The following is a 26,985-nucleotide window of genomic DNA, read 5'->3' as shown; positions in this document are numbered from 1 at the left end:
AGACCGACACTCTGGCTGCCGGATGAAACCACGGCGGACTTGCCGGGCATCCCATGACAGAGCCCATGGCGGGAGCTGGCTCTTTGATCCCTGCAATCTCATTTGGAACGTACCGCTCCTTCGAAGAGCCCCAGATCATCGCGGCTGAAGGTAGCCAAGTGCCAGCGGACGAGAGCGGTCGCCGCATCCAGCGTCTGATAGGTCACCCTGTCCGGACTGTCGATCCTGCGCATAGCCTGATGATCGATTACTCCGGACCTGATAACCTCAGCGGCTCGGTCGCGGTCGCCTGCGAATGCATCCTCGACGAGCTCGTGTGTGAGTATAATGCCTTTGCGGGGATGGCCACCACCTTCGTCACGGGTCAAAATGATCATGGCGGCGCCGAGCTTATCGGTGGTTTCCTGGTCAGCCAGGATCTCGAACAATGACATTTGGTTCCTCCGTCAAGATGTACACACCAGAGATCTCGCCCCAGCAACTCTCTCGACGACATGGCAGGTGCATGACCTCCCTTTTGGCCGGACTACTGACGCTGGGTCGGGTCTGGCCAGAGAGCCCGCACATCCTGGGAAGACTTTCGCGGATCTTGCGCACTTCGCCCGGATCAAGGTGGTGCGACAGCACGTGAAACAGCGTTTGCACTGCCTCCTTTGCATCGACCGGGAGTGTGAAGGCGAGTTCGTCCTTCACCTGGGCAAGGGGCCCATCCAGGGTCCGCGACTGTGCCGGCTGCTTGGAGGGCTCGTATTCATCGTAATAGGTCCCCCGCATGAGCAGCGGGGGTTGTGCCGAGAGATGGGCCGAAAGGTCGGCGGGCAAGCGATCGCGCAGGGTGTGGAGAACAGCGCTCAGAATATGCAATGCGCGCTGACGGTCTGGCCCCTGATGTTCGATGATTTCACCCAGCCAGGTATTCGTGATCTGGACCGTCCTGTCGAACACGGCGACACCGGAAGCACTGATGATGCTTTCCCGTTGTTGATGATCGATGCCGGTCGAACCAGATCGATGGGCAGATGTTCCAGCGCAGATAATTGCTTGCCCATGCATCTCGGGCAATACCACTTCGGCGAATGGGCGTTACCGCTTTAACAAGCCAGTTCCCAATCGACGGGAGGCGGATGTAAGCTCCGGCCGGGCAGGCTTGGCGCGTCCCAAGACCGCCGAAGCGCTGGACCACTGATCCGGTTGGAATAAGCAGCGACGTGACCTCTCTCCTGTGCAGGGGGAGAGAACCGCCGGGGCTTCATACGGTCGGTGGCAGGTTTCGATGCCAGGCCGCTGTTACCGGTTGAAAGCCTCGGGAACGTCCTTAGCTGAGGCAATGCGTGATTTCATCCAGATTTGTCGCCCCATAGACAGCAACGGGGCCTGGTCCTCGGAAAGCTATCCTGAAAAGCACAAGCATTCTCATTCCCCGCCGGAACTTGAGCAGCAGCCGTCGCATTCTTCGTATGGACAAACGAAGGAGGGTAAAGTGAAAGGGTTGTTGGCGGGACTTTGCGGATTCGCACTGTCCCTCGCGTTATTCCTGAGCGGGGCGGCTGTCGCAACTTTCATCCTCACAGGGAAGCCAGCGCGTGAGCCGCGGCTGGACATGAACCAGTCGGAAATATGGACCAAGCACGCGCGGGCAGTGGACACGGCGGCGCAGCAGTTCGAGCGACTCCCGGCTCGCGCGGCCGCAACTGATCTCTCTTCCAAGGTGATCGCAACGGCCAACGAGGCCGAAAAGGAACGCCCTTCCGAGCCTAGGATGACCACAATTGGCAACGGGGCCGAGGAGGAACTCCCTTCGGAGCCTTTGGACACGACGGTCACCGGATCGATTCAACCGATGCCGAAGGCCAGGCCGACTGCCCATGTCGAATGGTGTGCGAGCCGCTACCGGTCTTACCGTCCACACGACAACAGCTACACACCCTTTAGTGGCGGACGGCGGACCTGCATCTCGCCCTACATCGATGCGGCCAGGAGCCCGACAGAAGATGTTTCGCCGCCACCACGCGACATCTATGCGGAAGACGCCGACGACCCATCAAGACAGATGGACCTCTCGGTCGACCCGAGTGAAGGTACAAACCTGACGCAGGAACACGTTAGCTATTGCTTTAGCCGCTACCGTTCGTACCGCCCGGAGGACAACAGTTACCAGCCTTATGATGGCGGGGCGCGCAGACAGTGCCGGTAACGCGGCACGTTGCTGCGTCCTCCGGCGAATCCAAGCACAAGGAAGTACGCTATCTCGACATCCATGAGGACGACCAACTCGACGAGAAGCTGTTACAGACGTAGATCCAGCAGGCGGTCGCCCTGCGAAGCTGGCTCCCCCAGCGCGGGCGGAGCTTTCCGCAAAAGGCCAATGACGGACACGACGCCTTTCTCGGGCAATTCCAAGTGCGTCGGCGTGTCAGACTTGCCTTCGTATGTAAGCCCGTAGTCCTGCGCGCTACGCGGGCATTCGTCCGTTACATATCTAGTTCCGGATCCCAGCCCAGAGCAGTCAGATCCTGCGATAAGATCGGCAGGATTGATGCCAGCACCCGGCGGGTCGCCGACCGCATCGAAGCGGCGACGACGCCGGCCGTGTCGACTTGACGGGTCTCACCGGAGCGGAGCCAGAATAGGCTCCGTCACCGCCATTGGAGCTTTGCAGTAACCGTGAACATCCGCTCGTTAGGCAATAATTGCAGACCGAGCCCTACGGCGCCAGAAAGGTCCGCCATGGCGTCGGTTCTAGCCGCTGAACGGGAAAGGTCAATCAGCCGCTTCTGGCGCGAACCAGACCTCGGCTGACGGGCGTCCGGAACTCGGCTTGCCACCCACCTGAGACGATCGATGGATGGCCGATGCGACCGCCGCCCTCGGGAGTCGACTGTGCATCCGTCGCCTTGAGAGGACTCGCACCGGCGGCCACTCAAATTAAAATCGGATGAATGTAGCAGCTGCCCCGAATTGGCGAAGAAATCGGCTAGATTTTCACTTCCGTCGCGCGCCGAGTGCCGGGAACACCGTCGATCTTGCCGTCAGCATAGCGACGCCTCGATCCTCGAGTAAAGGCTTCGTCTCGATCACCTCGGCCCGGTTCGGTTCGCGCCGAAAGAAGCAGCGGTTGGCGATTGAGCAGCATGGAATCGCCGAATTCATGCGCGCGGTAGCGGTGCGCGGTGAGGGTTGCAGAGGCCCTGGCGAGGAGAGCATCGTCGGCAAAGGCGCGCAGGAGCTCGAAATGGCTTTCGCCGGGCTGGTGGATGCCTGTGAGAATCGCATCGGCCACGCGAACCGGCATGCCCCGCGCGATGCGCCCCGTCGCAATGCCATTTCCGGCACGTACACTGCCATCGGGATTGGCGGCTGACTCAAGCGCGCGCACGACGCTCGTGCCGATCGCGATGATGCGGCTGCCACGGAGCTTCGCCCGCGCGACCTGCGCTGCGGTATGCTCAGGGATGCGATACGGCTCGTCGAAGGGAAGCCGCAAGTCGAGCGCTGGATCGCCGGTGGAAGAAACGCCCGCGGCATGCGTGAGTGTTGTGAAACCGACGGCGCGCGGACGCCAGGCTTGGAGCGTGCGCCAGTCGAGTGCGAAGCCTGCCGATGGCGCCTCGAACGCAACCGGCCCGGCGGCAATCTTCGTCCAAACATCCCACAGTGCCAACGGTTCGGGAACATGCGCGTATTGGATCGGCCGACCGCACCGCGCCAGTCCTGCAAGCACCGCTGCGCGGTTGCTTAGGAAGCGCAGTTCAAGAAGGCGAGGATGGTCGAGAAGGCGCTCTACGACCGCTTCGAGCGGGCCGAGCCGGAGCCGGTCGCCTGGTGACAGCGCAGGCGGAGGCAGCCGGTCTTCCGTCCGCGTGCGGTGATCGCCCGAGCCGAAGGCAATCGCCACGAAGCGGGCTGGATCGGAAAGTGACAGCCAGCCCACGAGGCGAATCTCGATCGCCTCGTCGCTGGGGAGATGCGTGCCGTGCAGGCTGGCTGGCAAGGTCGCGGCGTCATTGGCGACGACCAGATCGCCAGGATCGAATAGCGTCGCGAGCCCGGTGCGCGGCAGGTCGCGCATCGTGCCGTCCGTCTCGACGACGAACAGCCTGGCTGAGTGCCGATCGGGGCGGTCAGCGACAATCATGCATGTGCCCCGGCGGTAGGCTGAGCGCGAACCGGCAATGCATCGAGCATCTTTTCGATGATCTCGGCAGCGGCCAGCTCGGGGGCCTTCAAGGTGGACGGATCGGCGTTCGGGAGCGCCAGCGCGTGCAACGGGGTGTCCATATCGCCAGGATCGAGCGCGAGGAGCCTTATGCCGTCGGCTTTCGCCTCCTCGTTCCAAATCGCCGTCAGATGGGCAAGAGCGGCTTTGCTCGCACCATAGGCGCCCCAGTCGGGATAGGCGTTCACCGCCGCGTCGCTGGAGATGTTGATCACCAAGGCGTCACGGCCCTCGCGTGCGGACGCGGCAAGCGCACCGAACAGGGCTTTCGTCAGCCGGAACGCGCCGAGGAGGTTGACCGCAAGCGCCCCTTCCAGGTCCTCGCACTCGGTATCGGCAAGAAGCGCCAGAGGGACAGGACCAAGGCTCGACGCATTGTTGATCAGGACGTCGAGCCCGCCGAGGCTTGCCGTGACCTGCAACGCGATCGGGTAGATGTCCTCCTTCTTGCCGACGTCGGCGACAATGCCGTGCGCGCCCGTCTCGTCAGCGATGCGTTCGACATTCGTGGCGGTTCGGGCGACGAAGGCGACGCACGCACCTTTTGCGGTAAGCTGTCGCACCAGCGCCAGTCCGAGGCCGGACGTGCCGCCCGTGACCGCCACGCGAAGCCCCTGAAGATCGATATTCGTTTGCATTGTCGGTGCTCCTTCAATCCGTACGGAGTCGTTGCTACAAGTTCAAGTTAACTTGAAGTCAAGCAGGAATCGTGCTTTCGTCAATGCATGGATCCGATGCTCACCATCACCGACGTGTCTCGGCGCAGCGGCGTCGCCTCATCGGCCCTGCGTTTCTACGAGGAGCGCGGGCTGATCGCGTCCGAGCGGGCCGGGTCGGGACATAGGCGCTATCACCGGTCGGTGCTGCGCCGGATCGCCTTCATCGTCTTTGCGCAGCGCATTGGGCTGACGCTTGAGGAGATCGGCGCCGAGCTCGCCAAGTTGCCGGCCGATCGCGTGCCGTCGCGTCGGGATTGGTCGCGGTTGTCGGAAGAGTGGGCGCAGCGCATCGACGAGCGCATCGCCGAGTTGCAGCGCCTGCGGTCCGGGCTTACCGAGTGCATCGGTTGCGGCTGCCTGTCGATCGACCGGTGTAGCCTGGCGAACCCTGCCGATGTGGCAGGACGCAAGGGGTCGGGGCCAAGATATTGGCTGGGGTGAATCGGCCTCCGGCGACAGGGTTGACGATCTTGGGGCTTCGACCTGTTCTTATCGCACGTCGCCCGGACGATGGATGACGGTAGCAAGCATTGTTTCGTTCGCTTCGGTCGAATGTCAGGAGAGACACTCGATGTGAAGCGGAAATTCGCCACTTGTGAGCAAGGGCTCGATGCCTGCATCCAGCTGGCCCAGCCGGATCAGCCCTCTCGAATAGCGGTAGCTGGCGGAGTTACCCCACCGTGTCACGCCCATCTCCCATCAGGAGATTATCGCCATTGCGCGCCACGTTCAGCTGATTCGGCAGCTTTGAAACGATCTTTCGGCATGGGTCGACCAAAAGATTGCAAAGGTCTCATCGCGGGGACTTGATAGCAGCTTACGGCCCCAAGAGCGCTCGCCGCGCGGCAGACGTTGCTCGCTTACTAGCCGGGGATCGGCCCGCAGCATTTGGGAGTACCCGCTGGCAGAGAACGCGATCCTGCCGGCCGGAGGCGAGTTCAAGCAGATCGTCCACCGCCAAAACTTAAATGGTCGCACCAAACGCTCCCGAGTGACCCGGTCGATAGACAGCTCACTCATCACGGTTTGCCCCTCGCTGTCGCCGTGATCTATGGAAAGCTGCAGATCAGCGACGTCGTGAAACGTCAGCGTTGCGGGCGCTACGCGGAAGCGAGCCTCCTCAGAACCTTCACAGAGCCACTCGACGATGAAGTCGATGTCGAGCACCAGATCGCTGCGCCAATCCTGCTTTTCGGGATCGCCAATATCGAACCGTATCCCGTAGATAAGATTGTCGTGCCATCGCCAGACGAGATCGTCGTCGCGCGTGCCATCATCCTCGGCGTCACTTACCATCAGAGCTGTCCCCCAGTGAATGCGGCGGCCGATTCTACTCGTCGTCAAGCTCGTCGGGCCACATCTGGGCCCCATGCAACACGCGCAGAATACGAATCCTATCCGCCATCACCACATAGGCAGCAATGTAAGGCGCCGGATGACGAGCTCGCGAGTTCCGGCAATTCGGCCAGGCCGACCACTTTCGGGAAGTCACGAAGGCGACGCGCTGCGCGGACGATCTCCTCGTCGACGTGAACCGCCGCCTTCGGATTCTCTCTTTCAATGTGACTGAAGACGGTGTCGCGATCGTCCAGGGCATATTGCGCCCGGACAAGCCTCATCGGTCACCCGCCACGGCCTTGCGCAAGGCCGCCCGACGCTCGCGAAAGCGCGCATCGGCGTCGGCATCATCGACGTCGGGTGTCCTCAAGCGCCTGCAACACCTTGGCGCGGAACCAGGCGTCATAGGCCTCGCTGTGGCTGACAAGTTCCACCGGCAGGGCGCCTTCGTTCGCCGTCCGGGTTAATAGGATTCGAACGGCATCCGAGACCGTCAGACCCATGTTTTCTAGAACCGCCGTGGCGCGCTCTTTGACGTCAGCATCAATCCGAGTCTGAACCAGGGCATTTGAAACCATATGCGAGTCTCCCTTCACTGATGTCAGTGTAATGCACCTGCATGACAAAATCCAGAACCACTCCGAGTCTCATCCGAAAAGCTCGCATTCATCGCGTCGATCAAGCGGAGTTCCCGACGATACATTATGCAACCTTTTTACAGAACGGGAACAACCTAGCGATGAGCCGCGCAAGAGGCTCGTGAAGAACGGCTGCCCTCGACCCCTTGCGGACCTTCCCTTTAGGCAGGTCAGGGGAAAGTCGTGACCCATAGCAGACAGTCACGCTGGCGAGGACCGGACTTTCGCTCCCGGCGCCCCGCTAGTTCTAGGCACATCCGCTTGCCCATGCCTACAAAGCACATTAGGCCTCGCGCAGGCCCACACACTTCAGGAGAACTCATGTTTGACCACGTCAAATTCGGAGTCAGTGACTATGCAGCGAGCAAAGCGTTCTTCCTCAAGGCACTCGAACCGCTCGGCGTAGCCGTTGTCTCGGAGGGGCCGCCGACGTACGGTGTCGAGCTTAGCCCAAAGGGTAAGGCTTCACTGTGCCTGTACCAAACCGAGGAGAAGCCGGCGCATCTTCACTTGGCGTTCACGGCCGAGAATCGCCAGCAAGTCGAAGCTTTCTATCGCGCGGCTCTGGAGGCGGGTGGAAAAGACAATGGTGCGCCTGGTCTGCGCCCGCACTACCACGCGAACTACTATGCAGCTTTCGTCATTGGTCCTGACGGGCACAACATCGAAGCGGTTTGCCACGAACCTGAGGCCTAACCCTTCCATCGAGGGGACGTCCACAAGCGGGGCTTCGCCCACTTGCGGCCGCCCCTCATGTCAAACGTTAGGCCGCATGATCTCCTTCGGTCCAGATTCCCGGCGGTTCAAATCTGCGGGCAGCGGCGATCGTTCCGAACGGGAGCCAAGTCCTCTTGCACCGGCTGGAGAGGTGCCGCCTTCTGATCTTTCCCCGGCGGGCGCGTCGAGGGGGGGGAGAACTCGGGTCTTCGGCTGTGGTTCGCGAGATGGCAGAGGAACTCGCCGAGCCGGTCGAATGCGGTCAGGTGATGTAGGTGGTAGAGAACTTCTTCACCTACCGGCGTGACTTCAGTCGCATCGTGCGAGAATGCGGCCTAACCCTTCGCTCAGATCTCGTAAGGGAGACTCTGGCGCACAGGATATGACAAGAAGCGATCGATGGCCGCGATCTCCTTGGAGAGTTCCTCTCCGTTATCCTCTTCGCCGACATCAACCTTCACTTCCTCGGCCAATTCTTCCGCAGCGACGACCGGCGCCGGCTCAACATATGCGGCCGGCCGGGTATCGGGTATCAAGTGTGTAGAGCCCAGACGAGTGCACAGTCTCCAGCACGTCCCTCACTGTGGCGCCGGACCCCTCTGCAAAAGCCTGGGTGATGGATGCCACCAGTTTACCGATCTCGTTCAGCTGTTTGGCAACATCCCGGCCCTTCAATTCCTCTTTGTCGAGAAGGGGCGAGAACTTCCTCAGGAGATGCATCACATCCAACTGACGACCGGCTGCCGAGGCGTCCTTCAACTTGGCTGCCACACGGTCGGAAAGCCATCAACCCGTCATTGTTTAGACGAGGTCCTCACTTTGCTCCGATCAGGTCTTTGATTTCCGCCAGCTTCCTCATGCAGCCCTGCTCATCACCGGCATCGGCCATTTTGCGAGCCTCCGCTATGAGCTGGGTTGGCTTGTCGGCACTTTCACCGGTCCGTGTCCCGGTTACCTGCTCCTGATGAGGCGAAATCGCCTCGGTCTGGGTACCGGTTGATCCTGTTATTTCCGTTCCAACGCCCTTCTTCTGTTTGCCGGGCATGACTTCTTCCTGGTGCTCCGTAACTGGCGCTCCGGACCCGCTGCCGCTTGCGCCCGTTTCCGCGGCAACGATAGCTTGCCCGAGTTTCTCGAGTTCTTGCCTGCAGTCCGCGAATGCCGGCGCAGCCAGCAGAAGGGGAAGGGCGGTAGCTGCTATGAGACGTATCAACATTTTGCTCTTCACTCGCTGTTTAGGGACGCAATGCATCCATTGCACTTTGTGGGGCAAACCAAGCTCTACCCGATGAGTTCCATGCAGATGCCTCATTCTCTTTTAAATTCAGCTCGCGATTAAGCTCTATTGTCACTTCATGCGGCCAGGCTCGCAGATAGCCGGTGCTTCCATACAAAGTGCCTGGCACAAACACCCTGTCAGCGGCTTGACCAGCACGCCGACAGGGCTGCATCGACTCCGTCTGCATGATTAGCTGGGAAGTGCTCCCGAATTCTTCGCAACCCAGGTGGCGATATAGTCCATCAGGGCTGGCGACAGGCAGTCATAGGGCTCCAACCCGAGTTCCCTCAAACGGGCCCGGATGTCATCCATGCGACTGGGGTCGACGCCCGATTCAATAATGGAAGACACGAAGGCCGCAAAGCCGGGTGGAGCCCAGCCGGACTCCTGGAAGCGCTCGGGATGAATGAAGTCAAGTCCCTGGAAGGCATGCTCTCGCTCCACCGGCCCATACATATGTACGCCGCACTCCCTGCAGGCGTGCCGCTGGATGAGTGCCGAGGGATCGACCACTTGCAGCTTGTCGCCGTTCTCGAGCACGGTCACTTTGTCATGCGGGACAACCGCGACAATGGAGAATGTGGCGCCGCTGGGCTTCCAGCACTTGGTGCAGCCGCAGGCGTGGTTGTGGGCAATCTGTCCCTCGATCCTAACCTTGACCGGCCTGTCCGTGCAGGCACAAACAAGCGTGCCCCCCTGAAAGTCAGGGCTCCCCGATTTCACGCCACTATCAACAGCCGGATGAATGCGAATTGAACTTTCCATTGCGTATCCTCCCTGTTGTGCCGAAGCCGTCGCGACGCTTCGGCTTGTTCTGTTTCCCGGCGGTTACGCTCAGTAGATCACGACGCTCCTGATGCTTTCGCCGGAATGCATCAGCTCGAAGCCCCTGTTGATGTCGTCGAGCGCCAAGGTGTGGGTGATCATCGGATCGATCTCGATCTTGCCCTCCATGTACCAGTCGACGATCTTCGGCACGTCGGTGCGGCCGCGCGCGCCGCCAAAGGCGGTGCCCATCCAGGTGCGGCCGGTGACCAGCTGGAACGGCCGCGTCGATATCTCCTGGCCGGCGCCGGCGACGCCGATGATCACCGACTTGCCCCAGCCGCGATGCGAGGCCTCGAGCGCCTGGCGCATCACTTTGGTGTTGCCGGTGCAGTCGAAGGTGTAATCGGCGCCGCCGATCTGGTCAGCGCCGCGCTTCGTCAGGTTGACGAGATAGGGAACGATGTCGTCGCCGACCTCCTTCGGGTTGACGAAGTGGGTCATGCCGAACTTCTCGCCCCATTCCTTCTTGCCGTTGTTGATGTCGACGCCGATGATCATGTCGGCGCCGGCAAGCCTCAAGCCCTGGATGACGTTGAGGCCGATGCCGCCCAAACCGAAGACGATCGCCGTCGAACCGATCTCCACCTTGGCCGTGTTGATCACGGCGCCGATGCCGGTGGTAACGCCGCAGCCGATATAGCAGATCTTGTCGAAGGGGGCGTCCGGGTTGACCTTGGCGACGGCGATCTCCGGCAGCACGGTGAAGTTCGAAAAGGTCGAGCAGCCCATGTAATGGTGCAGCTTGTCGCCGTTGATCGAGAAGCGCGAGGTGCCGTCCGGCATCAGGCCTTGGCCTTGCGTGGCGCGGATGGCGGTGCAGAGATTGGTCTTGCGCGACAGGCAGGAGGGGCAGGCGCGGCATTCCGGCGTATAGAGCGGAATGACGTGGTCGCCCTTCTTCACCGAGGTGACGCCGGGGCCGACATCGACGACGATGCCGGCGCCCTCATGGCCGAGGATCGCCGGGAACAGCCCTTCCGGATCGGCGCCGGAGAGGGTGAAGTCGTCGGTGTGGCAGATGCCGGTCGCCTTCACTTCGACGAGCACCTCGCCGGCCTTCGGCCCTTCGAGTTGCACCGTCTTTACTTCCAGAGGTTTGCCGGCCTCGCTGGCAACGGCAGCGCGTACGTCCATGTCTCCATCCTCCCTTGAACATCATCTCCACCCGGGACTGGTTCATTCGGAAGAACTCGAACAGCGGCGGCCACCGGATACAGATGACCTGCCGTACTCGAACGTCACTCCGTGATCATCTCGTCCTGCTCATTGAGAAGCGGGACACCGTACGAGAGCAAGAGCTCGTTGATGTCCGTCTGATTGTCCCTGATGAAGGTATTAAGTGTCCGTTTCCACTCCTGGTCGGACGGCCGCACACCCATTGTGATCCGATAGGTCATGCGCGAACCGCCCTTCTCTCTGGTCAAGGGCACGACCGCGAGCTCGACCGCCGACTTGCTGGCATAGTAACCGGCCATCGGCCCCCAGATCACTGCGGCGTCAATTACGCCCGCCGTCATGTCCCGGATCATCACCTCAGCCATCGACGGCGCTACGCGCGTGTCGACGACGAGAGGATAGATCTTCGCTTTGCGCATCAGTTTCGCTGCCGCCATGTTCGCGGAGGGTGACGTTCCATGGACCACGCCGATCCTCTTATCGACGAGCTTCGGATCGGTCAGCGTTTTCACGCCGGCAAGATCGCCATCCTTCTTGTAAAGCAGCACATAGGAGGAGCGATAATAAGCGTTGGTATTCTGGACGAGTTCGTCGCCTTGCGCATAACCCATGATGATGTCGCAGCGGTTGGCGCCCAGTGTATTGCGCACAAAGCCAGGGATCGAGGGAAACCACGTATAGGCAACAGAGCTCCTTCCTGTCCCGGCCGCGACCATCTCGGCGAGCTTGTTCTCGAATCCCTCCCCGCTCTTATCGGAGAAGGGCATGTTGGACGGGTCGGCGCAGACCCGGAGCGTATCCGTGTCAACCAGTTCGCCAGCAGCACCGAGCCCGGCGCTCTGCGAATGAACTTGGAGCGGCATCAGCGCGGCCATGGCCATGGAGACGAGGGCTGTCCTGCAAGTCCACTGGACGCCGTGTGCCATATCATCCACCCATGCAGGACGCTTCGTTGGCCGTCGCCGCTTCGGGCTTGTCCGCCTTCTTGGGCGGACGACCTCGGGGCGCAGCGTCGACGGCGCGGGCGCGCAGGTAAATATAGAGGTCATCGAGGTAGCAGTAGACATTCTTATTATCGCCGAACGCCGGCATGACGGCTTCCTTGCCGCCGATGGTACTCTTGCGTCCTTCGGCTACGATCGCAAGGAATGTCCCGTAATCTATGTTCTTCATCGATGTGGTGAGGGCCGGAGCATAGGAGGATCCGACGCCATCAGGTCCGTGGCAGACATGGCAATCGGCATGATAGCGGCGATATCCGCTGAACGTGTACCAATCGACGGTGCCGTTTTCGATCTTGAAGGTGGGATTACCCTCGGCGTCGAAATGCTTCCCGTCTTCCTCCTTAACGCTGGCCGCCTTTTCCTTGTTGTCTTCAGCCCGGGCACCGCTGCTCGCACAGGCAATAAGAACTGTGGCAAGCGCCGAGATGATGAAGCCTGGTGACATTCATAACCTCTTTCTCCGGCCGCCATGCTCTACTCTTTCCGAGTTTGGCAGACGGGTTCGAGATTCTCTTATCTGACGCAGTCGAGAGCCCGGTAGCGTTGCCGCTGAAGTTGGTTCGGGCTCTCGCTTCGGCGGTAGCGGACCACCCCGTCATTAATCCGGAAGGCCGAATACCGTCAGTTGTCCGCCCAGCGTGGTATATTCGGCCAATGCGGCGTAGCCACCTACCGCACCCAAACCTGCCGTGGCGACGACTTCGCTTTCCTCGGTCGGAACTCTCTCACCGGCCATCGCCTCCTGCCAGGCTGCTGCACCCTCAACTCCAAGAAGACCGCCGGCGAGTCCAATGCCTGCCCAGCCGCCAACACCCGACAGAACCGCAACGTACTGCTTGCCGCCGTGTTCGAAGGTGTTGATGTTGCCGATGATGCCGGAGGGAGTCTTAAACTTGTACAGTTCGTTTCCCTGCGTATCCACCGCCTTGATGTAGCCTTCAAGCGTGCCGTAGAAGATGACGTCGCCATCAGTTGCGAGCGCACCTGACCACACCGAGAACCGCTCCGGCTTCGACCAGACGATCTCACCCTTGGCCGCGTCCCAGGCAATGAAATTACCCATGCCGCCGTGGCTGTTCGGGGTGGGATACATGTTCACGGTCGCGCCCACATAGCCCTGGCCGGCCGTGTAGCTTATTCTGTACGGCTCGTAGTCCATGCAGACATGGTTGGTCGGCACGTAGAACAGTTTCGTCTTCGGCGAATAGGTCGCCGGTTGCTGGTCCTTCGTTCCGAGCGCTGCCGGGCAGATACCGGTGGTGTTGACGTCCTCGCCGTTATGTTCAGTGGAGTATTTGTCTACGACCTGCGGACGCCCATACTGCTCGCTGTTGGGGTCCATCACGACCTCGGTCGCCCAGTTGACCGTCGGATCATACTTCTTGGCAACAAGAAGCTCACCCGTTGCACGGTCGAGCGTGTAGCCGAAGCCGTTGCGGTCAAAATGCACGAGCACGTCCCTCGGCTGACCGTTGATCTCCATGTCATCGACAAGGATCATTTCGTTGACGCCGTCATAGTCCCATTCGTCGTGAGGCGTCATCTGATAGGCCCACTTGGCCATACCCGTTTCGGCGTCGCGCGCGAAGATCGTCATAGACCAACGGTTGTCGCCGGGTCTCTGGTTGGGGTTCCAGGTCGAAGGGTTGCCGGTACCATAGTAGATCAGGTTCAGTTCCGGATCATAGGCGTACCACCCCCACGTCGTTCCGCCACCGGTCTTCCATTGCTCGCCTTCCCAGGTGTTCATCCCCGAGTCCTTGCCCACCGGCTTGCCGAGGTGCGTTGTCTTCTCCGGGTCGATCAGCGTTTCTGAATCAGGACCCGTCGAATATGCCCGCCAGGCTCGCTTGCCATCACTCAGATTGTAGGCCGTGAGGTGACCGCGGACACCGTACTCGGCACCGGATATGCCAATGATGACCTTGTCCTTGACCACCATGGGCGCGGACGTGCTGGACTCGGCCATGCCCCCGTCGGTTTTCTCACCATTTTGGACTTGCCAAGCGACCTTGCCGGTCTTGGCATCGAGCGCGGTGACCATCGTATCAGCCTGGGCCAGGATGATCTTGCCGTCACCATAGGCCACGCCGCGGTTGACGGTGTCACAGCACATGATCGCAATGACGTTCGGATCCTGCTTTGGTTCGTATTTCCAGAGGATCTTGCCTTCGTTCTTGAGATCAAGCGCATAGACGATGTTCGGGAATGGCGTATGCACGTACATAACGTCGCCAATCACGAGTGGACCACCTTCATGGCCGCGCAATACGCCCGTGGAGAACGTCCACTTGACCTGCAGGTCCTTAACATTGTCCTTGTTGATCTGGTTCAGTTTCGAATAGCGGGTGTTGGCGTAATCGCCCGTGGGCATCGCCCAGTTCTTCGCGTCGGCCGCCAGGGCCATCAGTTCGTCGTTGGCCAATGCATTTCCGGCAATAGCCGCTGTCAGAAATCCAGCGGCGGTCATTGACAGATATGCGAATTTTTCGAGCATGCGCATGTGAAATCCTCCCGATGGTGATATTCACCCGAGGCTCGTCATCATAAATCCTCGGGGTATCACAAAGGCCAGCTCAAGCGATGTCATGCTTGTCCTGGACATGCGCTTCCGTCAGCGTGTCACAGTTCGTTTGGAAGGGCAGAGGGCACCGTCATTGCCCGTCCTCTTGACCTGCGACACTTGCGCCGCTCCCAAGAGACAAGCCTTGAAGCCGAAAACCGATGGAGAATAGGCCATTAGCCCAAATAACACAAGATTAAATCTGACGATACTTGTGCGGCGCGAAACGAAAATGCTGCTTCGCAATATAGATATTACTAATTCTTCGGAGTATTTAATTTAACCGTTTCCGGACATACTGCAGTAATATAGAGTATCAATAGGATTAACTTGGCTTCTGTCTATATCCATGCCCACCGGAGATTTCACGGTGACCACTCGAACTTTGGGCGCGATAGCCTTTCTCGCTGCGCTTATGTGTGCTGTCACAGCGTCGGCGGCCGGAGGCTATCCGACAGTTGCAGTCGTGGACTATGTGTACGGCTGCATGAAAGCCAATGGCGAAACACGGACCGCACTCGAGAGCTGTTCTTGCTCTATCGACGTCATAGCTTCGATCATGCCCTACGAGCGCTACGAGGCGGCCGAGACATTCAGGAGCTTAGGACTTCAAACAGGCGAAAGAGGGGCTCTGTTTCGTCAGAGTGCTCCGGCGAAATCCGCCGACGCCGACCTGAGACGAGCGCAGGCTGAAGCAGAGGTCCGCTGCTTCTGACCCTCGAATTCAAATCAAGATCCGCGCGCCCCGATCGCCGACAGCGCGTCCCCGTCTGATAAGACAAGTGTCGCTGAAGGACTTTGAATTGCTGCATGTTCCGATTCAAAGAAAAGCCAGTTTTGTACCCGCCGTCCCGCCGTTGGCGATCACACCAACGGAAATCGTTCGTGAAAGGCCAAAACGAGCTCGTCGAGCGCTGGCGTGTCGCGCAAATGGCGTGAGAGACGCACGTCGAAGATGCCAAGCACCTGCGCCGGACGCGGTGATAGCACGATGATACGATCGGCAAGCAGAAGGGCCTCGCGCAAATTGTGGGTCACCATTAGCACGGTGGTAGGCCTGGCCGCCCAAACCGTCATCAGAAGACGGCGCAAGCTGTCGGCGGTCCGTTCGTCGAGCGAGGTGAAAGGCTCGTCCAGAAAAAGAATGGCGGGTTCCGTGGCAAAGGCCCGCGCAAGGGCGGCGCGGCGCGCAAGCCCCAGCGAAAGCTCCGAAGGGTAGAGCGAGCGCACTGCGGAAAGACCTAGAATGTCGAACAGCCAGTCCAGGTCTTTATCCCTGAGGCTCCGAGACAGCGCAAGTCGGACGTTCTGCTCCACTGTTCGCCAGGGGAGAAGCACCGGCTCCTGGAAGACCGCAGCGATGCGGTTGGAGCCGCCTTCGGGCAACTGATAACTGCCCGAAAACTGCCGATCGAGACCCAGCAGGATTCGCAAGGTCGTGGTCTTGCCGCAGCCGGAGGGACCCAGCAGGCAGGCAAATTCGCCGTGCCTGACCTCGAAGGAAAGTCCGCGCAATGCGGCAATCGTAACCCCCTTAGCCGATCGGAACGTCTTGTCGGTAATGTCGACTTTAAGCGGGGCGGCGCCAGCGGGTTGCATGTCGTTCAAGTGGCTGCACCAGAAGGAGTTCGATCAACAGCATGATGGCCACGAAGGCCAGCGTATAGGCAAGAATGGCGGCAACATCGAATATCTGGAAGTAGAGATAGATCTGGAAGCCGACACCGCTGGAGCGGCCGAGCAGCTCGACGACGAGCACGATCTTCCAGATCAGCGCAATGCCGGAGCGCGAGGCGGCCGCGAAATAGGGCTGCAACTGAGGCATCAGGATATGGCGGATACGGTCGATCGGTCCCAGCCGGTAGACGGTGGCCATTTCCGCAAAACGGGAGTCGAGCGCGCGCGCACCCTCGCGCATGGTGACGACGACATTGGGTATCTTGTTGATCGCAACGGCGCCGATCGCGGCAGCCTCCGTCAGGCCGAACCAAATGTAGGCGAGGACGATAACGACCAGCGCCGGGAGGTTGAGAAAGAGGACAAGCCACGGATTGAAAAAGGAATCCGCCCGTCGGTGCATGCCGAGCAGGACACCGATGACCGAGCCGACGATCATCGCGACGACATAGGCGGCCGCGACCCGCGAGAGCGTCATTGCCAGATGATAGCCAAGGTCGCCGCTCGCCGCTTCCTTGAGAAGCACCCGCCAGACCTCGAGCGGGGGCGGAAACGCGCGACTCGGCCAGATTCCGGCCGCGAGGCTCCAGAGCAAGCACAGTCCGAGCAGCGATGCCAAGGCCGTCGCCGCAGGCAACGCGATGCCACTCCCGCGAGAGACGGTGCGCGCGCGCCCGCTTATAGATGCCCCGTTGTCCGATCCGAATCCTCTCATGTCTTCAATGCCGCCCAGAAAGTCCCAGGAGCCATCTGCCGCGCCTCGCCAACGAGCTTCTCGCCGCCCAGGTCTGCAAGGACTTCGTACAGCTTGGCGGCATCGTTTTCCTCTTCGGAGAGAGGCCGGTTTGGAATGCCTTCCCGATAGCGATCGCGCAGCACCTCGAGCTCCCTCCCCTCGGCTCTCACTATAGGTGCCAGACGCTGCCATTCGGCATCGGAATCAGCCAGAAGTTTCTTGGCCTGTGCGCTTGCCTTGACAAAGCTCATCGCCGCATCCGGCTTTTCGTTCGCCCATTCGTCGTGGAATACATATCCCAGCGCAGAGACCGGTCCCGACGCCCCGAGCGCCTTGGCTGCGTCGTCGGCACCGATTAGGCGGCGAAAGCCGTTTGCCTCCAGACGCGCGCAGAAATGCCAAAAGTTCAAGACCGCATCGAGCTCGCCGGAGATGGCCTTTTCCGACAGCAACGGCGGCGCGCCGAAAACGATGTCGCCCTCCTTGGTCAGGTCGATTTTGTAGTCCCGCTGTGCAAGTCCTTGGATCAGAAGCCAGCTCTTGTCGAGCGATCCACCGGCTACGCCGATTTTCTTTCCCACGAGGTCGGGGATGCCACGAATTGGCGCGTCCTCCTTGACCATGATAGCGCCAACTGCGGTCGAGTAAGGTGCGAACGTGAGATCCTCGCCCTGCGAACGCTGGCGCGATACCCACAACCAGTCGGAAACGATGATGTCCAGGTCGCCTGCCAGGATTGCTACGTTGGTGGCGTCTTCGCCAGCGAAATAGACGACTTCCACGTCGATGCCGTTGGCCGCGTCGAATCGATTGTGCTTGATGGTGTCGAGCTCCCAGTTCACCGTGCCAAATTTCAGGACACCCACCCGTATCTTCGGAGCGGATGGGTTTGCCAAGACACGGAATCCCAGAGGATTTGCAGCAGCCAGCAAGGCCACCCCGCAAAACACGCGCCGCGATATGTTCATGATGCTATCTCCCAGCAGATGCTTGCAGCGACGTCAAATTTCCCGGCCCTTCTCAGGGAAGACACATGTCCATCGCACGATCTTCAGCCCCGGATGGCGCTCGGACCACTTCGCGATCTCGGTCGGGGCCAAGAGCATGCATTGGACAAGCGACCCGCGGCTCTCGAAATACAGATGCTCGGTGCGGCAACTCGTAGGGTTGGCCAACTCGCAGACGGTCAGGACGAGATCGACGAGGTTCACTTGAGCACCTCCCTGCGCGAACGCGCGCAGAAAGAACCTGATTGGCACGCTTCGCATGCGAATCCGTTAGATTGGCTTTCACGAGGTGCCCTGATGGAAAGCCTGCGACGAGGATACGCGTGCGACAAACGAGCGTCAATTATCCTGCGAGGCGCCGCTCGGCAGCGGGAGGCGCGGTGCTCATCTGGCTTTCAGCGCTTCCGCAATCGTCTTGACCAGAGCGTACAAGCGCTGCTCAATTAGCGTCGGCACCTCGCAGACGAAGCTCAGTGATTGCGCGCGCTCCTGAAAAACACGCATCTGAAACGCGAGCCGATCACTCCGCAGAGCGAGCTCGTTCGGGTCGGCATCGGCGTTCGCCCGCAAGGCATCCACGGCAGAAGTCTCCTGCCGCAGGAGTTCCGCCATGTCCCTCTGCCTGTGGGCGTAGCGTGCGATGCCGGCGATAACGTGCGAGCGCTCTCGGTTCATATGATCGAACAGACCCTGCACGAGCATGGTCATGCGCGGTTCCCTCTCGCCCTCCGGCAGGCCTTCCGCGTAGCCTCTAATCTTTTGCTGCGCCTCCGGCAGCGGCACGCGGCGCGCCGACAGTTCCCTCACCAAAGCAGAAATGCCCGCATCTTTGGACCAGTCGGCGGCCGTCTGGGGCAGTTCGGTACCGGTCCAGAACTGGCCGAGCGAAAGCTCCGGAACCTTGCGCTGGATACACGGCCAGTCCGGGTCGCCCCCCTGCGCGGCCAAGGCCGGCCAGGCAAGGATTGCAGCGACTGCCGCGGCGGGGATGATGCGCGTGAGGGATGGCCACCGCATCAGGCATTTCCTCCGGTATCTTGCTTGCGGCCGAGAAAGCCGTTTGATGGATCATAGGCGAGGATCGCGCCGCCCAGAAACAGCACGGTGAACGCAACCACGATCATGAGCGATCCCCAGTCGATCTGTCCATAGAGGGCGAAGCGGATCAGTTCGACCGCATAAGTGAACGGATTTGCGAGGCAGATCTTGTGGAGAAGCGGGCTCGATTCCTCGATGCGCCACAGCGGATAGAGCGCTGGAGAGGCAAAATACATCGGGAAGATAACAAAGTTCATGATCCCCGCGAAATTCTCCAGTTGCTTGATCATCGACGACAAGAGCATGCCGAGCGAGCACAGCATCATCCCTGACAGGAACAGCGCGGGTAGGATCAATAGGTAGCCGATCCATGGTGGATTGACGCCCCAGAACCAGGCTACCGCCAGAAAAGCATAGACTTGCATGATCGACACCGTGACGCCGGCGAGCAGCTTCGACACCAGGAGGAACCAGCGCGGAAACGGGCTGACCAGCAGGGTCCGCATGTTTCCCATCTCCCGGTCATAGACCATCGAGAGCGAGGACTGCATGCCGCCGAACAACAGGATCATGCCGCACAGGCCGGGCGTGATATAGACCTCATAAAGCACGTAGGTCTTGTAGGGTGGCATCATCGAGACACCAAGCACCTGACGGAAGCCGGCGGCGAAGACGAAGAGCCACAGAAGCGGACGAACCAGTGACGAGACGAAGCGCTCTCGCTGATTGAGAAAGCGAAGTCCTTCCCGGATCAGGATGCCTTTGAGGCACACGAGATACTGACGGGCGCTGAAGCCACGTTCTGTGGTGGGCTCGGCGGGAATGCGGCCTGCGGCAGATTGCAAGGTCATCGAGGTACTCCATCCACCGTAACCGGAGCGACCCCGCTTAGCATCGCGAACGCCTCTCGAATGCTGTTGGCGCCACAGGAACGGACGACGTCGTCGACTGTGCCGTCAGCGAGCACCCTGCCCTTATGGAGTATGACGACATGATCGCTGTCTTCGACCTCATCGATCAGATGGGTCGCCCAAAAGACGCTGATGCCCTCGGCAATCACGAGCTCACGGATGATAGCGAGAATCTCAGCACGCGAGTGTATGTCCAGCCCAGCGGTCGCCTCGTCGAGCAGCAGCAGCGGCGGCCGGTGCAACAGAGCCCGCGCAATTTCGATGCGACGCATCTGTCCCCCGGAGAGGCTGCGCGCCTTTTCGTGCAACCGGTCACTCATGTCGATCTGGGCAAGCAGCGTCCCGATCCGCGACAAGGCCTCTGGCCGCCCAATGCCGTGCAGCGACGCGTGGTAGGAGAGATTTTGGTAGACGCTGAGATCGAGATCGAGCGTGCGCGCTTGAAACACGATGCCGAGCCGGCGCAGCGCCTCACCCGGCTCCCGGCTGACGTCGTGGCCGAAGATGCGGACCGTCCCGTGGCGCGCGTCATAGAGATGGCTGATCAAGGAGAACAGCGTCGTCTTGCCGGCTCCGTTGAGGCCAAGCAAGACGGCAAAGCGCCCCGGCGCAATTGAAAAGGAAATGTCAGCCAGAACCTGCTTCTGGCCATACCAATAATTGACCGCCGACACGTCAAGTGCGGCAGGCAAGCTAACTCCATCATTCGCATTCACATGCTGCATGGTGCCGTCTTCTTCCGCGAACACCAAAGTTAACCCCCATCCCAGCCTATTTGATGGTGATCGTTCATTGCATGGCCTCGTCGGCAAGATCTGGAACGGTCACGCGAGCCACCTTGTCGGATCGTCGTGGACTGCACCTGCATCGCGCCTTCCCAGTGTCCGTCCGCCGTGCTGTACCAGTATCGGTGAACTCCTCTTCTGCGACAATCTTACCGCCAACGCGCGTGGCGGCACGGCGGAGCGCATCGGCGAATGGCTTATCGGGCTCATGGGAGCCGTAGACCAGCACCCATCGGCGCTACTGTTTCCAGATCAGATACTGCGCCAGCCCATCGGCGAGCATGGTGCGCGTTGAGGCGGTGTGGACCCCGCACTCCTCCTCGCGCAGAGGGTCTTCAGTGGCGCTCAACATCAGGACGTCCTTATCGCGAGCGAGATCGGGTATCGACAGAAGCTGCGTCGCGAGAGGTTGTTGCCGATGGCCACCTTCGCCCCCGCGACACCCTCGTCGCGCGGCCGCACGTCAAGCACCGAAAGGGCAAGCTGGGGCGCATAGGCACGATGATAGCCCAGCTTAATTTCCGAAACCCGTTCGGTTTGAGCCGTCTTGTTCGTCGGCGCGGGCGAAGGCTCCTGCGCGACGGCACTGAAGAGGCTTGGAGACCCCGAGAAAAGCAGTGATAAACAATATGCGGACATAGAGCACCGCACATCCAGCTTAGTCGACAAAGTACATCAGGTCCGACCCATCGGATCTGTGTAATTCCTCGGTGCGGCAGATAGCTTAACTGAGATGGCGCTGATTTCAAACAGACACTAGGATGACGTCGCTTCGCCCTACGGTTCCGACGTACACGGCGTCTTCTTGCTTTTGAGACCCCGGACCTCCCGGCGCGAGCGTGGGACCAGTGGACATCCACGGGGCCGCAGATGCCGATAGCAGGGGCGCGGCATTCGGAAGACGTGCACCACCCATGATGCCGGGGTGGCCGCCGCTATTTTACTCTGATAGGCGTCCTTCTATGGCAGACACAGTGAAATCAATAGTTTACCTCCATATTAACTCGTATCTGCCATGTTATGCCACACCGTATGCGGCGTTATTAAACTATTCCCGCGTGCACTCTCTGCTCGAGGCCAGCTCCTTCTTCCAGCCGAGGAAGTTCGAGATCGCGAATTCTTTGATATACTATGAAAATAGCAGGAGCATAATTACAATTATAAGGAGGAAAGCTATGTCGACGACGTGCGTTAGTTGGCTAATTGCGCTTGCAGCATGCTCCATCTCTATGGCGTCAACGGAGGTTCGGGCCGGTCCCCTTGAAGACGATGTCAAGGCCGCCTACACGGCTTGGGACGAGGCCTTCGGAAAGGGGGACGCTAAGGCGGTTGCCACCTTCTATACTGAGGACGCGCTTCTTCTTCCCCCCAGTCATGACGTAATCGAAGGACCTGCTGGCGTTGAAAAGTTTTTCAGCGGCATATTCGGTACGGGCGCCACTGATCACAGGCTCGAGGCAATCAGGGTGGATGGCGACGAGAAATTGATTTACGGCGCAGCGAAATGGTCGGCGAAGGGCAAGGATGCTCAGGGCAAGGACCAGCCGTGGGGCGGAATTGCCACACATGTTTTCGAGCGACAGGCCGATGGCAGCTTGAAGATCAAGCTACATACGTTCAATTGACGTTCAGTCCCTGCCCTGCGCAGATGTGGCTCGGTAATGAGGCTCTACTCCGGGCAGGTCTCTGTCCCGGCGCGCGCTTCCTCGACGTTGCATCGGGCAGCGGTGCCCTCAGCATCTCGACAGCGCGGATCGGCGCCGAGGTGGTCGCGGTCGACCAGTCGCCCGTCATGCTCCGCCTGCTGCGCGAGCGCGCCAGCCGGGAAAGCCTGCAAATAGACACCCGCGCGATGGACGGGCACGCGCTTGCGTTTGGCGATGACAGCTTCGACATGGCCGGATCGCAGTTTGGGGTCATGCTGTTTCCGACATGCCGAAGGGCATTCGGGAGATGACGCGGGTTGTCAAACCTGGAGGGCGGGTGCTGGTCGTTGCCTGTAGCGATCCGCATCGAATTGGTTTCCTCGCTTTCTTGGTCGGGGCCGTTCAGTCGGTGCGCCGAAGGCGTGGCCACTTTTTCGATGCCCGGCCGGCTTTCAAGATTCGACTCCGGAGATAGCGCCGACGTCAGTGCTGAGCGAGCCTTCTTGCGTCCACGGACGGATCGGACACCCACCCGGCATCGATACTGGGCGCGGATTGCCGGCGCCGATCCATGGGAGCAATATAAGCGAAAGAGAATATTCATCTGATTATCTGGGGGAAACTTGGCGATCATGTTACGGCACCGCTTAATCTTCCCCGTCGCCGGCGTCGTTCTCGTTCTAAGCCTTGTCCTAGCCGGTTTATGGATTTGGACGGGAAACGTCATTGTCTCGATCATGTCAGAACGCCTGATCCGAGAGGCGACGCAGGCTGTGCATCGCGACGTTGGTCATTTGGTACACGGCGCCGACAAAGCGGTATCCCGTTTGGCCAACGGTCTTGTTCGTCACGACGTGCCACTCGCCAACCAACATGCTGTCGCACGCGAGCTCTATGCATTGCTCGCTGAAGAACCGGGTGTCGACTGGCTGTTTTTCGGCAACGAGGCCGGCGGGCTCGTTTCAGTCGGGCGATTGGCAGACCCAAGCGGCGTGTTTCTGATGACCGATGAATTTCGCGCCGGCGTCGTGCGCGAATTCGAAGCCTTGCCAGGCGGCAGGGTCGGCCGTTTGCGGAAGTCGGAAGGCGCATTCGATTCACGTCGGAGGATCTGGTACGCGCAGGCGAAGGAGACGGGCGAGCGATACTGGACCGAGCCCTATCTCGGTCTGGTCGAGCCGATCCTGGGCGTCTCGCTTTCCGCCCCAGTCTTCAACAAGGATGGCAACTTCGTCGGAGTGTGCGGGATCGATCTCATCCTGACTCAGCTTTCGAGATTCTTGCAAACGCTCGAAATCGGCGACAACGGGCGGGCCTTCATCATCGATGCCACCGGACATTTGATTGGCGCGTCGGGAGGAGTATCACCCGTCACCGTCGGCGCCGATGGCGGGCATCTGCGCCTGCAGGCGTCAGAGGCCACCGATCCCATTGTCCGCGAAACCGCCCGCTATCTTGGTCGGCACCCAGGCATCGCCGGGGCCTCGTCGGCTGGGCCGCGAGTATTTTCTTTCATTGACCCTGAGCGCGGCAGGATCTATGCGGCGGTCGATCGCGTTGCACCCGGAGCACTTAAGTGGACCATCATCTCGGCGGTACCAGCTTCGGATTTCCTGAGGCCTGTGTATCGCGCCGCCTATGTCTCTGTTGGCATCGGCACGGTCATCGTCGCTGCATTCGTGGTCCTCGGATTAGGGACGGTCGAACGCACGTTGGGGCCGCTGACTGCCCTGACGCGGGCCGCGCACGCGATCGCAAAGGGGGAATGGCGAGACGTGCCGAAGGTTTCTCGAACCGATGAAGTCGGCCTGCTTGCCCAAGCGTTTGCTCTCATGACTTCCCGTCTCAAGGAGACGTTGGAGGGTCTACGTCGAAGCGAGGCCAACTTCGCAGAAGCTCAACGCGTCGCCCATGTCGGCTACTGGGAACGTGACCTCGGCACGGACTGTCTTACCTGGTCAGACGAGACATATCGCATCTTTGGACTCACTCCGCGCCCAGGCACGGTGGTCGGTCTTGCCGAGGCGATTGAGAGGATACATCCAGAGGATCGGCCGATCTGGAACAATGCCGCGGCGGAGGCCGTGCGTGGCGAATCTCGTTACGACCTGGAGTACCGGATCGTGCGGCCAAACGGCGAGGTGCGCATTGTCCACAGTCAGGGCGATCTGACAAGGGACACGTCGGGCAGCCCGCGCAGCATGTTTGGTACGATCCAGGACGTCACCGAGCGCAAGCGCGTGGAAGAGGCGCTGCGAGACAGCGAGGAGCAGTGGAGAGCCGTATTCGAGAACAATCCGACGATGTACTTCATGGTGGACGCGACCGGCACCATCGTGTCTGTGAATCCCTTTGGGGCGGAGCAGCTCGGCTATACGGTCGACGAACTGATCGGCCGTCCCGTACAGGACATTTTTTACGAGGCGGACCGAGACGCCGTCCAAAGGCATGCGGCCGCCTGCCTCGAACATCTCGGCCGCGCCATGAGCTGGGAGCTGCGCAAGATCCGCAAGAACGGCTCGATGCTCTGGGTCCGCGAGACGGCGCGGGCGATGCTGATCAGGAGGCGACCCGTCATCCTGATCGTGTGCGAGGACATCACCGAGCGCAAGCGCGCCGAAGAGGCAGCCCGACGGAGTGAAGAAGAGCTTCGCCAGGTCATCGAGACAGTTCCAGCGATGGTATGGACCGCCCTGCCCGACGGCCGTGTCGATTTCATCAACCGGCGCTGGCAGGAGTTCACAGGCCTGTCCCTCGACGGAACGTCGGGAGGGACTTGGGAACCCGAAGCCCGATTTCACCCTGAGGACCTTGAGCAATATATGTCCAAGTGGCGTACGTCCTTGGCAACAGGCCACTCGTTCGAGGCTGAGGTGCGGATCCGTCGTGCGGCTGACGGCGAATATCGCTGGTGGTTAGAAAGTGCCGTGCCGCTGCGGGATGAGCATGGAACCGTCCTAAAATGGTATGGTTTCCTCGTAGACATCGAAGGCCGCAAGCGGGCCGAGGAGGCGCTGCAGAAGGCACAGGCCGAACTTGCGCATGTCACGCGCGTGACGACGATGGGGGCGCTGACCTCGTCCATCGCCCACGAGGTTAACCAGCCGCTGGCGGCCGTGGTCACAAACGCCAACGCGGCCCTGCGCTGGCTCGCCAGCCATCCTCCCAACGTCGGCGAAGCGCGGGAAACGCTGGAGCGCATTGTCCGGGACGGCCACCGGGCCGGCGAGGTGATCGGCCGGGTGCGCGCGCTCCTCAAGAAGACGGCCACCGCCACGGCGCAAGTGGACCTGAACGGCCTTATCGAAGACTCGCTAGCCCTCGTCGATGGTGAGGTGCGCCGCCATCGGATCCTGCTGCGGACCGAGCTGGCACACGATCTCCCGCGCGTTGCAGGCGACCGGGTGCAGTTGCAGCAGGTGATGCTAAACCTGGTGATGAACGGCATAGAGGCCATGAAGAAGGTAGAGGACCGGCCACGCGAGCTGCTGATCAGCTCCCGACCCCACGCATCCGAGGCCGTGCTGGTAGCAGTGCAGGACACCGGCGTGGGGCTGGCGCCGCAGAATGTGGAGCGGGTGTTCGAGGCGTTTTACACGACGAAAGCGGAGGGTCTGGGTATGGGCCTGGCCATCTGCCGGTCGATCATCGAGGCGCACGGGGGGCGGCTGTGGGCCGCGGCGAGCGAGCCTTGCGGAGCTGTGTTTCAATTCACCCTGCCTTCAGACCAGGACGGGAGCGCTCCTGGCGAGCATGGCGGTCAAACGCCGGCCGTGTGAGGCGGCAGCTCCGGGCGACACCTCCTGTCCCATCCTAGACGTGCAGATGCCCGGCATCAGCGGCCGTCATCAATCACTTTCGCCGTCGGTACCGCGCGCCAGCGCAGAACGGATGCAATCCAGCAGATCCTGCTCACCAAACGGCTTTGCCAGATAGCCGACGATGTCCGTACCCAACCCGCGCGCGAGCAGATTCTCATTCGGATAGGCAGTGATCAGAACGGTCGGAATGCTCTCCCCCAACGCGACGAGCTGGCGATGTAGGTCAAGCCCACTCATTCCCGGCATATGGATGTCCGTTACTAAGCAGGCCGTGCGGCGGAGATGGGGGAATTTCAAGAAGTCATCGGCAGAGGAAAAGGCCTCGGCATCAAATCCCAGCGACCTCATGAGGCCCTTGGTAGCCTCGCGCATTGATTGGTCGTCATCAACGATCGCAATCAGAGGCTTCTTGGTTGGCACTCCCGCCTCCAAAATTCGCGATGAACGTTTTGAGAAAATCTAGTATTACGGCGCGGTGGCTAAACATACATCAGCATCTAGGGGCAACAAAGCCAGAGGAAGCTATACGATGGTATAGATCGTTTGAGAATTGCGGTGCCACAGCAGGCGAGAGCTTCCCGGTTTCGCAGATTTTCTTGGTTTCGCCGGGTCTGTCGGTACTGGTCCACCAGTGCCCTCGCTGCTTAGCCGCGCATTGACATGCGATCGATGGCAGCCCGCGGGAGGCGCAACGCTCAGGCGGCCACCCGATTGCCTCGCAATTGGCCTTGTGGCTGAGGTAATTAGCGCGCATTCTGATAAGCGAGGAACTGCGTTTTCGCACTGGCCGAGGAGAGAGCGGAGTGTTCTCAACACATTGTCGGCGCTCTGCCGTTCGGGCTCCCCCCGATACCCTAACGGGTGCAAACAGCTCTCGTCTGCAAGG

Annotated in this window: 26 protein-coding genes and 3 pseudogenes; 7 read left to right on the top strand and 22 right to left on the bottom strand. The window is 60.5% G+C overall.

The genetic code is table 11. From position 1 onward, the window contains the following. Positions 1 to 98: 98 nt before the first annotated feature. Positions 99 to 434, bottom strand: coding sequence for a hypothetical protein (locus PYH37_RS19460; RefSeq protein WP_280733064.1), 336 nt, complete (start codon positions 432 to 434; stop codon positions 99 to 101). Continuing rightward, positions 409 to 1,053: a DUF2267 domain-containing protein gene (locus PYH37_RS19455; protein WP_280736104.1), complete on the bottom strand. Its 645-nt coding sequence runs from the start codon at positions 1,051 to 1,053 to the stop codon at positions 409 to 411. The genes PYH37_RS19460 and PYH37_RS19455 overlap by 26 nt, the downstream gene beginning before the upstream one ends. A 427-nt stretch (positions 1,054 to 1,480) precedes the next feature. Between PYH37_RS19455 and PYH37_RS19450 the strand changes: the two genes are divergently transcribed. Next, on the top strand, positions 1,481 to 2,194 hold the full coding sequence (locus tag PYH37_RS19450) for a BA14K family protein (protein WP_425336157.1): 714 nt from the start codon (positions 1,481 to 1,483) through the stop codon (positions 2,192 to 2,194). Positions 2,195 to 2,974: 780 nt separating this feature from the next. Here PYH37_RS19450 and PYH37_RS19445 read toward each other — a convergent pair. Continuing rightward, complete coding sequence (locus tag PYH37_RS19445) at positions 2,975 to 4,135, bottom strand: S-adenosylmethionine:tRNA ribosyltransferase-isomerase (protein ID WP_280733062.1); 1,161 nt, start codon at positions 4,133 to 4,135, stop codon at positions 2,975 to 2,977. Beyond that, positions 4,132 to 4,854 (bottom strand): SDR family NAD(P)-dependent oxidoreductase, encoded by a 723-nt coding sequence (locus tag PYH37_RS19440; protein WP_280733061.1) that lies wholly within the window; start codon positions 4,852 to 4,854, stop codon positions 4,132 to 4,134. The genes PYH37_RS19445 and PYH37_RS19440 overlap by 4 nt, the downstream gene beginning before the upstream one ends. 87 nt (positions 4,855 to 4,941) lie before the next feature. On the opposite strand from PYH37_RS19440, the gene soxR reads away from it, so the two are divergent. Continuing rightward, the gene (gene soxR, locus PYH37_RS19435; protein ID WP_280733060.1) at positions 4,942 to 5,376 is read left to right on the top strand and encodes a redox-sensitive transcriptional activator SoxR; all 435 of its coding nucleotides are present in this window, start codon (positions 4,942 to 4,944) and stop codon (positions 5,374 to 5,376) included. 288 nt (positions 5,377 to 5,664) lie between these two features. On the opposite strand, the gene PYH37_RS19425 is transcribed toward soxR, so the two are convergent. The 3 genes and pseudogenes from PYH37_RS19425 to PYH37_RS19415 all read right to left on the bottom strand — a co-directional run bounded on the left by PYH37_RS19425 (position 5,665) and on the right by PYH37_RS19415 (position 6,851). Continuing rightward, complete coding sequence (locus tag PYH37_RS19425) at positions 5,665 to 6,231, bottom strand: hypothetical protein (protein WP_280733059.1); 567 nt, start codon at positions 6,229 to 6,231, stop codon at positions 5,665 to 5,667. Positions 6,232 to 6,265: 34 nt separating this feature from the next. Continuing rightward, positions 6,266 to 6,554 (bottom strand): annotated as a pseudogene (locus PYH37_RS19420) (type II toxin-antitoxin system RelE/ParE family toxin). After that, a pseudogene (locus PYH37_RS19415) lies at positions 6,551 to 6,851 on the bottom strand (type II toxin-antitoxin system RelB/DinJ family antitoxin). The pseudogenes PYH37_RS19420 and PYH37_RS19415 overlap by 4 nt, the downstream one beginning before the upstream one ends. 381 nt (positions 6,852 to 7,232) lie before the next feature. Between PYH37_RS19415 and PYH37_RS19410 the strand changes: the two are divergent. After that, positions 7,233 to 7,607, top strand: coding sequence for a VOC family protein (locus tag PYH37_RS19410; protein ID WP_280733058.1), 375 nt, complete (start codon positions 7,233 to 7,235; stop codon positions 7,605 to 7,607). Positions 7,608 to 7,975: 368 nt separating this feature from the next. Here PYH37_RS19410 and PYH37_RS19405 read toward each other — a convergent pair whose 3' ends face one another. From PYH37_RS19405 to PYH37_RS19375, 7 genes are all read right to left on the bottom strand, one after another. Next, positions 7,976 to 8,164: a hypothetical protein gene (locus tag PYH37_RS19405; RefSeq protein ID WP_280733057.1), complete on the bottom strand. Its 189-nt coding sequence runs from the start codon at positions 8,162 to 8,164 to the stop codon at positions 7,976 to 7,978. 278 nt (positions 8,165 to 8,442) lie between these two features. After that, the gene (locus tag PYH37_RS19400; protein ID WP_280733056.1) at positions 8,443 to 8,844 is read right to left on the bottom strand and encodes a hypothetical protein; all 402 of its coding nucleotides are present in this window, start codon (positions 8,842 to 8,844) and stop codon (positions 8,443 to 8,445) included. Positions 8,845 to 9,096: 252 nt separating this feature from the next. Beyond that, the gene (gfa, locus tag PYH37_RS19395; RefSeq protein WP_280733055.1) at positions 9,097 to 9,672 is read right to left on the bottom strand and encodes an S-(hydroxymethyl)glutathione synthase; all 576 of its coding nucleotides are present in this window, start codon (positions 9,670 to 9,672) and stop codon (positions 9,097 to 9,099) included. A 69-nt stretch (positions 9,673 to 9,741) separates the two neighbouring features. Further along, a complete protein-coding gene (locus PYH37_RS19390) occupies positions 9,742 to 10,869 on the bottom strand; it encodes an S-(hydroxymethyl)glutathione dehydrogenase/class III alcohol dehydrogenase (RefSeq protein WP_280733054.1) in 1,128 nt (375 codons plus the stop codon). Positions 10,870 to 10,973: 104 nt separating this feature from the next. Beyond that, a complete protein-coding gene (locus tag PYH37_RS19385; protein WP_280733053.1) occupies positions 10,974 to 11,837 on the bottom strand; it encodes a substrate-binding domain-containing protein in 864 nt (287 codons plus the stop codon). A 1-nt stretch (position 11,838) separates the two neighbouring features. Then, positions 11,839 to 12,360: a c-type cytochrome, methanol metabolism-related gene (locus tag PYH37_RS19380; protein WP_280733052.1), complete on the bottom strand. Its 522-nt coding sequence runs from the start codon at positions 12,358 to 12,360 to the stop codon at positions 11,839 to 11,841. Positions 12,361 to 12,513: 153 nt separating this feature from the next. Beyond that, positions 12,514 to 14,385 (bottom strand): methanol/ethanol family PQQ-dependent dehydrogenase, encoded by a 1,872-nt coding sequence (locus tag PYH37_RS19375; RefSeq protein WP_280736103.1) that lies wholly within the window; start codon positions 14,383 to 14,385, stop codon positions 12,514 to 12,516. Positions 14,386 to 14,893: 508 nt separating this feature from the next. On the opposite strand from PYH37_RS19375, the gene PYH37_RS19370 reads away from it, so the two are divergent. Further along, on the top strand, positions 14,894 to 15,193 hold the full coding sequence (locus PYH37_RS19370; RefSeq protein ID WP_280736102.1) for a hypothetical protein: 300 nt from the start codon (positions 14,894 to 14,896) through the stop codon (positions 15,191 to 15,193). A gap of 149 nt (positions 15,194 to 15,342) precedes the next feature. Here PYH37_RS19370 and PYH37_RS19365 read toward each other — a convergent pair whose 3' ends face one another. The 7 genes from PYH37_RS19365 to PYH37_RS19335 form a co-directional block, all read right to left on the bottom strand. Beyond that, the gene (locus PYH37_RS19365) at positions 15,343 to 16,077 is read right to left on the bottom strand and encodes an ABC transporter ATP-binding protein (RefSeq protein ID WP_280736101.1); all 735 of its coding nucleotides are present in this window, start codon (positions 16,075 to 16,077) and stop codon (positions 15,343 to 15,345) included. Next, the gene (locus tag PYH37_RS19360) at positions 16,049 to 16,792 is read right to left on the bottom strand and encodes an ABC transporter permease (protein WP_280733051.1); all 744 of its coding nucleotides are present in this window, start codon (positions 16,790 to 16,792) and stop codon (positions 16,049 to 16,051) included. Before PYH37_RS19360 ends, PYH37_RS19365 begins: the two co-directional genes overlap by 29 nt. Positions 16,793 to 16,866: 74 nt before the next feature. Continuing rightward, positions 16,867 to 17,859 carry an ABC transporter substrate-binding protein gene (locus tag PYH37_RS19355; protein WP_280733050.1) on the bottom strand — a complete coding sequence of 331 codons (993 nt, stop codon included), beginning with the start codon at positions 17,857 to 17,859 and terminating at the stop codon, positions 16,867 to 16,869. Between the two features lie 33 nt (positions 17,860 to 17,892). Beyond that, on the bottom strand, positions 17,893 to 18,102 hold the full coding sequence (locus PYH37_RS19350) for a hypothetical protein (RefSeq protein ID WP_280733049.1): 210 nt from the start codon (positions 18,100 to 18,102) through the stop codon (positions 17,893 to 17,895). Positions 18,103 to 18,282: 180 nt separating this feature from the next. Further along, positions 18,283 to 18,915: a hypothetical protein gene (locus tag PYH37_RS19345; RefSeq protein WP_280733048.1), complete on the bottom strand. Its 633-nt coding sequence runs from the start codon at positions 18,913 to 18,915 to the stop codon at positions 18,283 to 18,285. Beyond that, positions 18,915 to 19,787 (bottom strand): ABC transporter permease, encoded by an 873-nt coding sequence (locus tag PYH37_RS19340; protein ID WP_280733047.1) that lies wholly within the window; start codon positions 19,785 to 19,787, stop codon positions 18,915 to 18,917. Before PYH37_RS19340 ends, PYH37_RS19345 begins: the two co-directional genes overlap by 1 nt. Next, positions 19,784 to 20,572: an ABC transporter ATP-binding protein gene (locus PYH37_RS19335; protein WP_280733046.1), complete on the bottom strand. Its 789-nt coding sequence runs from the start codon at positions 20,570 to 20,572 to the stop codon at positions 19,784 to 19,786. Before PYH37_RS19335 ends, PYH37_RS19340 begins: the two co-directional genes overlap by 4 nt. 1,022 nt (positions 20,573 to 21,594) lie before the next feature. Here PYH37_RS19335 and PYH37_RS19330 point away from each other — a divergent pair. The 3 genes and pseudogenes from PYH37_RS19330 to PYH37_RS19320 all read left to right on the top strand — a co-directional run bounded on the left by PYH37_RS19330 (position 21,595) and on the right by PYH37_RS19320 (position 26,057). Continuing rightward, entirely contained in the window at positions 21,595 to 22,257 is a 663-nt protein-coding gene (locus PYH37_RS19330) for a YybH family protein (RefSeq protein WP_280733045.1), read from the top strand. 23 nt (positions 22,258 to 22,280) lie between these two features. Then, positions 22,281 to 22,753 (top strand): annotated as a pseudogene (locus PYH37_RS19325) (class I SAM-dependent methyltransferase). 157 nt (positions 22,754 to 22,910) lie between these two features. After that, positions 22,911 to 26,057, top strand: coding sequence for a PAS domain S-box protein (locus PYH37_RS19320; RefSeq protein WP_425336101.1), 3,147 nt, complete (start codon positions 22,911 to 22,913; stop codon positions 26,055 to 26,057). Between the two features lie 69 nt (positions 26,058 to 26,126). On the opposite strand, the gene PYH37_RS19315 is transcribed toward PYH37_RS19320, so the two are convergent. Further along, positions 26,127 to 26,519, bottom strand: coding sequence for a response regulator transcription factor (locus PYH37_RS19315; protein WP_280733043.1), 393 nt, complete (start codon positions 26,517 to 26,519; stop codon positions 26,127 to 26,129). Positions 26,520 to 26,985: the final 466 nt, after the last annotated feature.

Source organism: Sinorhizobium numidicum (assembly GCF_029892045.1).
Taxonomy (GTDB): domain Bacteria; phylum Pseudomonadota; class Alphaproteobacteria; order Rhizobiales; family Rhizobiaceae; genus Sinorhizobium; species Sinorhizobium numidicum.
Note: the sequence above shows the minus strand (reverse complement) of the source record. Positions and strands in the feature narration are given on the sequence as shown.

Coding starts and splice junctions, on each gene's coding strand:
- PYH37_RS19440 (WP_280733061.1), bottom strand. CDS start 4,854: ATGCAAACGAATATCGATCTTCAGGGGCTTCGCGTGGCGGTCACGGGC.
- PYH37_RS19390 (WP_280733054.1), bottom strand. CDS start 10,869: ATGGACGTACGCGCTGCCGTTGCCAGCGAGGCCGGCAAACCTCTGGAA.
- PYH37_RS19340 (WP_280733047.1), bottom strand. CDS start 19,787: ATGACCTTGCAATCTGCCGCAGGCCGCATTCCCGCCGAGCCCACCACA.
- PYH37_RS19330 (WP_280733045.1), top strand. CDS start 21,595: ATGGCAGACACAGTGAAATCAATAGTTTACCTCCATATTAACTCGTAT.
- gfa (WP_280733055.1), bottom strand. CDS start 9,672: ATGGAAAGTTCAATTCGCATTCATCCGGCTGTTGATAGTGGCGTGAAA.
- PYH37_RS19410 (WP_280733058.1), top strand. CDS start 7,233: ATGTTTGACCACGTCAAATTCGGAGTCAGTGACTATGCAGCGAGCAAA.
- PYH37_RS19375 (WP_280736103.1), bottom strand. CDS start 14,385: ATGACCGCCGCTGGATTTCTGACAGCGGCTATTGCCGGAAATGCATTG.
- PYH37_RS19345 (WP_280733048.1), bottom strand. CDS start 18,915: ATGCGGTGGCCATCCCTCACGCGCATCATCCCCGCCGCGGCAGTCGCT.
- PYH37_RS19335 (WP_280733046.1), bottom strand. CDS start 20,572: ATGCAGCATGTGAATGCGAATGATGGAGTTAGCTTGCCTGCCGCACTT.
- PYH37_RS19425 (WP_280733059.1), bottom strand. CDS start 6,231: ATGGTAAGTGACGCCGAGGATGATGGCACGCGCGACGACGATCTCGTC.
- PYH37_RS19455 (WP_280736104.1), bottom strand. CDS start 1,053: ATGCATGGGCAAGCAATTATCTGCGCTGGAACATCTGCCCATCGATCT.
- PYH37_RS19320 (WP_425336101.1), top strand. CDS start 22,911: ATGTTACGGCACCGCTTAATCTTCCCCGTCGCCGGCGTCGTTCTCGTT.
- PYH37_RS19365 (WP_280736101.1), bottom strand. CDS start 16,077: ATGCAACCCGCTGGCGCCGCCCCGCTTAAAGTCGACATTACCGACAAG.
- PYH37_RS19445 (WP_280733062.1), bottom strand. CDS start 4,135: ATGATTGTCGCTGACCGCCCCGATCGGCACTCAGCCAGGCTGTTCGTC.
- PYH37_RS19400 (WP_280733056.1), bottom strand. CDS start 8,844: ATGTTGATACGTCTCATAGCAGCTACCGCCCTTCCCCTTCTGCTGGCT.
- soxR (WP_280733060.1), top strand. CDS start 4,942: ATGGATCCGATGCTCACCATCACCGACGTGTCTCGGCGCAGCGGCGTC.
- PYH37_RS19355 (WP_280733050.1), bottom strand. CDS start 17,859: ATGAACATATCGCGGCGCGTGTTTTGCGGGGTGGCCTTGCTGGCTGCT.
- PYH37_RS19370 (WP_280736102.1), top strand. CDS start 14,894: ATGTGTGCTGTCACAGCGTCGGCGGCCGGAGGCTATCCGACAGTTGCA.
- PYH37_RS19460 (WP_280733064.1), bottom strand. CDS start 434: ATGTCATTGTTCGAGATCCTGGCTGACCAGGAAACCACCGATAAGCTC.
- PYH37_RS19385 (WP_280733053.1), bottom strand. CDS start 11,837: ATGGCACACGGCGTCCAGTGGACTTGCAGGACAGCCCTCGTCTCCATG.
- PYH37_RS19380 (WP_280733052.1), bottom strand. CDS start 12,360: ATGTCACCAGGCTTCATCATCTCGGCGCTTGCCACAGTTCTTATTGCC.